The sequence below is a fragment of the uncultured Sphingomonas sp. genome (genome assembly GCF_937871615.1).
Classification (GTDB): domain Bacteria; phylum Pseudomonadota; class Alphaproteobacteria; order Sphingomonadales; family Sphingomonadaceae; genus Sphingomonas.
The window spans coordinates 106,248-113,225 of record NZ_CALMPA010000059.1 but is presented as its reverse complement, the minus strand read 5'-3'; the positions used below and the strand labels follow the sequence as shown (position 1 = coordinate 113,225).

Below are 6,978 nucleotides of genomic sequence, written 5' to 3'. Positions count from 1 at the left end.
CGCCAACTATTTCGCTAACGCCGGCTACGATGCAGACTGATCGAAAACCGCTCTAGCGTTTCGGCCGGCATCCCGGCCGTCGCAGGCCTGCCCAAATTGCCGCGTTGTCCGTCGCGACCTTCGATCCATGATCCTTCAAATGCGGGATCGCGCTTTATCGGAGATATGGCGGATTGCGGATGCTTCGTGCTGGAGAGCGCCGGGGCCGTGGCTTGTCGAACGTGCAGCTGCATCTGAATCCAGGTGGCGCGTGCCCTGCATCCGGCGCCGCGCCTGAACTTGGCTGAGCGCGAGTATCTCCGGCAAAATCTGCGACATACGATTGACACCCGCTTTCCGGTGAGTAATTTTAATAGCGTTCGTTGTTATTTAAGAACCGTTGCGCGGCGCGAACCGTGAGCGGAAACGAAGAACAGCGGGCCAACTGCGCCATGAGGCGTCCGGATGCGCGGCGGTCAACGTCGAAGCGGAACGGAAAAAAGGTGAATTGAGTCGCCGGGAGGGGTTTGTGTCGGACGTTCTTCGCGTTTCATCCATTGAAAGCGCCTGGCGTCTGGCGATCGACCCGCTCTCTGGCTCGCGGTTCCGTTGCCCCATCGCCGCAACCGGGCCGAAGCGCATAGCGAATATCCGGCGGGCGCCGGCTGCCATCCATCCCGCGACCATCGGCGCGCCGTCCGGCGAGGGCGTCGCTGGTTCGCTGACGGCTGCGCAGCGAAGCCGTGATTTTCACCGGAGCGGGCGGCGTATTTTGAACGGCATCGATCCGGGCGACCGCCGATGGCGCAATCCGGCGGGAATCGCGATGCGCCGCATCGGGCCATCAACCACGATACAATAGCATAACGCCCGCATCGAAACGGGCGATTGGGACACCAAGGGGGAGCATATGATGAAAAAGAAGATTTCTTTCGCGGCATATCTGTTGGCGGGAGCACCTCTCCTTCTGTCCGTGCCGATCGCCGCGAAGGGCAAAGCCGAACCTGTTCGGGCGACAAGTGAGGCGGCGGCCACCTTTGGCGGCATGGAATATCGCCAGATCGGCCCGTTCCGTGGCGGGCGCGCCACCGGCGTGGCCGGCGTGCCGGGCGATCCGACGATCTATTACGGCGGCATGGCCTCCAGCGGCGTATGGAAGACGACCGATGCCGGGCGCACCTGGGTTCCCTTGTGGGACAAGTTCCCGGAAGCATCGCCGGCGGTCGGCGCGCTGGTCGTATCGCCGTCCAATCCCAATGTGATCTATATCGGCACGGGCGAGGGCGGGGCGCCGCGTGGCAATGTCGTCGGCGGCAACGGCGTCTATAAATCGACCGACGCGGGCAAGACCTGGTCCTTCGCCGGTTTGCGCGGGTCCGAGTTCATTGGCCGGATGGCGATCAGCAACACCGATCCCAATCTCGTTTTCGTTGCCGCGGGCGGGCCGCTGTTCCGCGATGGCGGCGAGCGTGGCGTCTATCGCACCCGAGATGGCGGCAAGAGCTGGGAGCGCGTTCTGTTCGTCGACGACAAGACAGGCGCGGTTGATGTGCAGATTGATCCGACCAATCCCAATATCGTCTGGGCCGCGATGTGGCAGGTGCATCGCAAGCCGTGGATCATGGAAAGCGGCGGCCCCGGCAGCGGCCTCTATCGCTCGACCGATGGCGGCGCGACCTGGCAGAAGATGGCGGGGAACGGGCTGCCGGAGGGGATTCTCGGGAAGATCGGCGTCGCGCCGACCTCCGATCCCAAGCGCGTCTATGCGCTGATCGAGGCCGAGAAGGGCGGCCTTTATCGCACCGACGATGGCGGCGCTTCGTGGCAACGGATCAACGACGACAACAGCTACCGGCAGCGCGCCTGGTATTACACCAACGTGTTCGCCGATCCGAAAGACCCGAACAAGGTGTTCGTGATGAACACCGGCGCCTACAAATCCACCGATGGCGGCAAGACGTTCAAGTCGATGCCCACCTTCCACGGCGACAATCACCAATTGTGGATCAATCCGCTCGACACCCGTTACATGGTGAACAGCAACGATGGCGCGGTGAACGTCTCGGTCAACGGCGGGGAAAGCTGGACCAACGGGGATAATCAGCCGACCGGGCAGATCTATCACATCGCGGTCGACAATCAGGTGCCGTACAATATCTATGGCGCGCAGCAGGACAATTCGACGATCCGCATCGCTTCCGCCAATGTGGAAGGCGGGATCACCATGCGCGACTGGCGCCCGGTGGGTGGCGGCGAAAGCGGCTATATCGTTCCCGATCCGAAGGATCCGCACGTCGTTATCGCGGGCAGCTATTGGGGCGAGGTCACCCGCTTCGACGATCGCACCGGGCAGGCGATTCCGATCAAGCCCTGGCCGCATGAGACGATGGGCTGGGCGCCGAAGGATCTGAAGCATCGCGGGCAGTGGACCGAGCCGCTTCTGTTCTCCCCGCATGATCCGAAGGTGCTCTACAACGCCAACGAAGTGGTGTTCAAATCGACGGATGACGGCCAGTCGTGGGAAGTGATCTCGCCGGACCTCACCCGTAACGACAAGAGCAAGCAGCTTGCCTCGGGCGGTCCGCTCACCAAGGACAATACCAGCGTCGAACTGTACGGCACGGTTTTCTCGCTCGTCGAATCCCCGGTGCAGAAAAATCTGCTTTGGGCGGGCACGGATGACGGACTGGTCCATATCACCACCGATGGCGGCAAGGTGTGGGCCAACATCACGCCGAAGGACATGCCCGAATGGGGCACGGTCGATATGGTGGAGGCGCATCCGCACAAGGCGGGCACCGCCTATATCGCGGTGGAGCGGCACAAGATGGGCGATTACAAGCCCTATGCTTTCCGCACCGATGATTTCGGCAAGACCTGGGTGTCGATCACCGACGGTCTGCCGGCGGACGCCTATGTCCATGCGGTGCGCGCCGATCCGGAGCGTGAGGGGCTGCTTTATGCCGCCACCGAGAACGGCATTTTCTATTCGTTCGACGATGGCGCGCACTGGAAGCCGCTCCAGCTAAACCTGCCGCGCGTGCCGGTGCATGATCTCGTCGTTCATCCGCGCGGCGACATCGCGGTGGCGACGCATGGCCGCGCTTTCTGGGTGCTGGATGATCTCAGCCCGCTGCGCCAGTGGACGCCGGGTATCACGCAGGAGCCGGCGCACCTGTTCAAGCCGCGTCAGACGATCCGCATGGTGTTCACCGGGCGCGGCGATTCGATGACCAAGTTCACCGGCACCAATCCGCCGCAGGGGACGATCCTCTATTACAACCTCAAACAGGATGTGGCGCCAGAGGCGATCAAGCTGGAAATCCTCGATGCGTCGGACAAGGTGATCCGCACCTTGAAGGCGGCCACCAAGCCCGCCCCGAAGGCGGGCGGGGATGACGATGAGGATGAAGCGCCCCGCACCCCCGCGCCGTCGCTCGGCACCAAGGCGGGGCTGAACCGCTTCGCCTGGGATATGCGCGTGCAGGGGCCGGTGCACGTGCCGAAACTGGCGATGTGGCACGCCTCCACGCTCGGGCCGGTTGCCATTCCGGGGCAGTATAAGGCCCGGCTCACCGTCAACGGCAAATCGGTGACGCAGCCGTTCGAGATCGTGGCCAATCCGAACGTCAAGGTAACCCAGGCGCAGCTCAAGGAGCAGTTCGACCTTGCCATGGCGGTCAACACCGAGCTGAACGCGGTGCAGAACGCGGTGCTGGAAATCCGCGAACTACACGAGAAGCTGGCCGAGGCGCGCAAGGGCGCGAACGGCAACGCGGCGATCGTTCAGGCCGCCGATGCGCTCGACGCCAAGGCCAGCGCGATCGAGGAGAAGCTGACCCAGAAGCTTTCCATCGCGTCGCAGGATCCGTTGAACTTCCCGGTTCGCCTGAACAATCAGCTCGCCTCGCTGGCGCTCACCGTCGGCACGGGGGACAACCCGCCGACCAGGCAGGCCTATCAGGAGTTTGAAGACCTGAAGGGGCAGGCGACCGCCCATCTCGCCGAATGGAACCAGTTGAAATCAGGCGAGCTTGCCGGATTCAACACGCAGATCGGGCGGGTGAAGTTGCGACCGATCACGATCACGCCGCACGTTTCGACCGGCATCTGATCCGTCACGAAAAGGGGGGCCGCGCGATCGGCGGCGCCCCTTTTCCTTCATTGCCCGGCGCTGTGACGGCGCAATCCGATCCGGGAGGATCCTTGTATCATGTCTTCAGACCACGCGTTTCTTTCCCGCCGCGATGCCGGTCGGCTCCTTCTGGCGGCGGGCGCGGCAGCGGCGTTCCCGATTGCGGGCCGGGCCGCCGGGCCGGGCAACCGGGTGGTGTGCGTATCCAAGCAACTCAACGAGTTCGTCTTCGCGATCGGTGCGCAATCGCATCTGGTGGCGCGCGATCTCACCTCAATCTATCCCCCGCAGATCACCCGGCTCTCGTCGGTCGGCTATCACCGCGCGCTGAGCGCGGAGGGCATCATCTCGATGCGACCGAGCGTCCTGCTCACCGATGGCAATGTCGGGCCTGATCCGGTGCTGGCGCAGGTGCGCGCGGTGGGCATCCCGGTCGAAACCATGGAGCCGGGGAAAACGCCCGCGACCGCGCAGCAACTGATGCTGAAGCTCGGCGCCTATTTCGGTCGCGAGGCTGCGGCGAAAGCCATCGTCGCGCGCTGGCAGGCGGAAATGAAAACCGCGCTCGCCGCGATGACGCCTTATGCCAGAACGCCGAAGCCGCGCGTGCTGATGATCCATTTCGGGCAGATCGTGAACAATTATCTCGGCGTGACGCGCGGCAGCGCCGCCGATCAGATCATCACCTGGGCGGGCGGGGTCAACGCGCTCGATCAGGTGGGCGGCATGTCGCGCCTGACGCCCGAGATCATCGCCCGTTCCGTGCCGGATATCATCATCGCCACCGATGTCGGCTTCGATCGCTATGGTTCGGCGGCGAAATTCCGCGAATTGCCGGGCATCGCGCTTACGCCCGCGGCAAAGAGCCTGAGCATCCACCGCATCGACGAAACCGAGATCATGTATTTCGGCCCGCGCACGCCGCGCGCGCTGCGCAAGATCGCGGGCTGGCTGCACCCCGGGCGCTGAGATGGGCGCCAGCCGATTATCATGGGGGCGGATTCACCTTCTGCTGGGATGCGGATTGCTTGGCGCGGCGCTGCTGTCGCTGTGCGTCGGCTCCTTCTATTTCTCGCCGGCGCAGATTCTCCGTTTCATCCAGCATTGGCTTGGCCTTGCGCCGATCGGCCCGGACGAGGCGCTGGACCTGAACGTCTTCGCCACGCTGCGTCTGCCGCGCGTGCTGCTCTGCGCGGTGACGGGGGCGACGCTCGGTCTGTCGGGTGCGTTGATGCAGGGGCTGTTCCGCAATCCGATCGTCGAGCCGGGGCTTGCGGGCACCTCGTCCGGCGCGGCGCTTGGCGCTTCCATGGTGTTCGTGTTCGGAAATTCCGCGCTTGCCTTCACCTCGCCGCTGGGCACGGCGGCTGTGCCGGTGATGGCGTTCGTCGGCGGCTTTCTTGCGACGCTGCTGGTCTATCGGATCGCAACCTTGTTCGGGCATACCGACGTGCTGGCGCTGCTGCTCGCCGGCATCGCGGTGAACGCGGTGTGCAACGCGGGCACCGGATTCCTGTCATACATCGCCCGCGATCCGCAGGCCCGCAACATCACCTTCTGGAACCTCGGCACCTTCACCACCGCGGACTGGCGGGGCACGCTGCTCGTCACCGCGATCTTCGTGCCGTGCCTGCTGTTCATCCTGCGCCGCGGCAAGGATCTGAACGCGCTGATGCTGGGTGAGGACGATGCCGCGTTCATCGGCTTCGATCCCGACAGGCTGGTGTTCCGGCTGCTGATCCTGAACACCCTGATCGTTTCGGTGGCGACCGCGATGGTGGGGGTGATCGCTTTCGTCGGGCTGATCGTGCCGCATATGATGCGGCTGCTGCGATCGTCGGACTATCGCTTTCTGCTGCCCGCCTCGGCGCTGTTCGGCGCGCTGCTGATGGAGGTGGTCGATCTGGTCGCGCGGCTGGTCATCCGCCCGGCGGAACTGCCGGTGGGGATCATCACCGCGCTGATCGGGGCGCCGATCTTCCTGTGGATATTGCTGGCCTATCGCCGCCGGGTGACGACGTGGTGATGGCGACCACACCGACCATCGTTCTGGATGAGGTGCACTGGTCGACCGGCGGCGCGTCGATCCTTCAGCCGATCAGCCTCGCCTTCGCCGCGGACAAGGTGAACGTCATCCTTGGCCCCAATGGCGCGGGCAAATCCACGCTGATGAAGATAGCGGCGGGCCGCCTGAGGCCTAGCGGCGGCGCGGTGCTGCACGGCGATCGGGATATCTTCTCGATCGAGGCGAAGGAACTCGCGTTGCAGCGCGCCTTCCTGTCGCAGCATGTGGAGATCGACTTCGCGATCACCGTGGAAGAAGTGGTGCTGATGGGGCGCTATCCGCATTTCGCGCGCGCGCCGGGCCGCGAGGATCGCCGCATTGTCGATGCCGCGCTCGATCTGGTCGGGATGGGCGACAAGCGCCGTCAAATCTATCCCACGCTCTCGGGTGGCGAACAGCAGCGCGTGCAACTCGCCCGCGTGCTCGCGCAGGTGTGGAGTGACGACGCGGCGCCGGCGCCACGAACCATTTTCCTCGACGAACCCGTCGCCAGCCTGGATATCCATCACCAGCTTCAGATTCTCGATCTCGTGCGCTCGCTGCCCGCCCGGCGCTGCACGATCGTCGTGACGCTTCACGATCTTAACCTCGCCATGGATTATGGCGACAGGTTCATCTTCCTGCGCGACGGCCGCCTGCAGGCGATCGCCGAGGAGCCGGCGGCGGTTTCCGCCGATCTCATCCAGCGCATCTTCGATGTCCGCGCCACCAGCCTCGACACCGAAGACGGTGGGCGGGTGCTGCGCTTCGGCCTTTAGGCATTGAAAAAACGAAATATTCTGGAACATTCGGGAGTGTC

The 6,978-nt window shown here is 64.1% G+C and carries 5 protein-coding genes; all 5 read left to right on the top strand.

What is annotated here, in order from left to right; translation table 11 throughout:
• Positions 1-379: 379 nt before the first annotated feature.
• The 5 genes from Q0316_RS16770 to Q0316_RS16750 all read left to right on the top strand — a co-directional run bounded on the left by Q0316_RS16770 (position 380) and on the right by Q0316_RS16750 (position 6,937).
• A complete protein-coding gene (locus tag Q0316_RS16770) occupies positions 380-841 on the top strand; it encodes a hypothetical protein (protein ID WP_298674445.1) in 462 nt (153 codons plus the stop codon).
• A gap of 51 nt (positions 842-892) precedes the next feature.
• Positions 893-4,093 (top strand): glycosyl hydrolase, encoded by a 3,201-nt coding sequence (locus Q0316_RS16765; RefSeq protein ID WP_298674444.1) that lies wholly within the window; start codon positions 893-895, stop codon positions 4,091-4,093.
• A gap of 99 nt (positions 4,094-4,192) precedes the next feature.
• Positions 4,193-5,083, top strand: coding sequence for a hemin ABC transporter substrate-binding protein (locus Q0316_RS16760; RefSeq protein WP_298674443.1), 891 nt, complete (start codon positions 4,193-4,195; stop codon positions 5,081-5,083).
• 1 nt (position 5,084) lies between these two features.
• Positions 5,085-6,140: an iron ABC transporter permease gene (locus tag Q0316_RS16755; RefSeq protein WP_298674442.1), complete on the top strand. Its 1,056-nt coding sequence runs from the start codon at positions 5,085-5,087 to the stop codon at positions 6,138-6,140.
• Positions 6,140-6,937: an ABC transporter ATP-binding protein gene (locus Q0316_RS16750; RefSeq protein WP_298674441.1), complete on the top strand. Its 798-nt coding sequence runs from the start codon at positions 6,140-6,142 to the stop codon at positions 6,935-6,937. Before Q0316_RS16755 ends, Q0316_RS16750 begins: the two co-directional genes overlap by 1 nt.
• Positions 6,938-6,978 lie beyond the last annotated feature (41 nt).

Bases quoted from the DNA above. Each gene is read 5' to 3' on its own strand.
- Q0316_RS16760 (WP_298674443.1), top strand. From the start codon at position 4,193: ATGTCTTCAGACCACGCGTTTCTTTCCCGCCGCGATGCCGGTCGGCTC.
- Q0316_RS16755 (WP_298674442.1), top strand. From the start codon at position 5,085: ATGGGCGCCAGCCGATTATCATGGGGGCGGATTCACCTTCTGCTGGGA.
- Q0316_RS16765 (WP_298674444.1), top strand. From the start codon at position 893: ATGAAAAAGAAGATTTCTTTCGCGGCATATCTGTTGGCGGGAGCACCT.
- Q0316_RS16750 (WP_298674441.1), top strand. From the start codon at position 6,140: ATGGCGACCACACCGACCATCGTTCTGGATGAGGTGCACTGGTCGACC.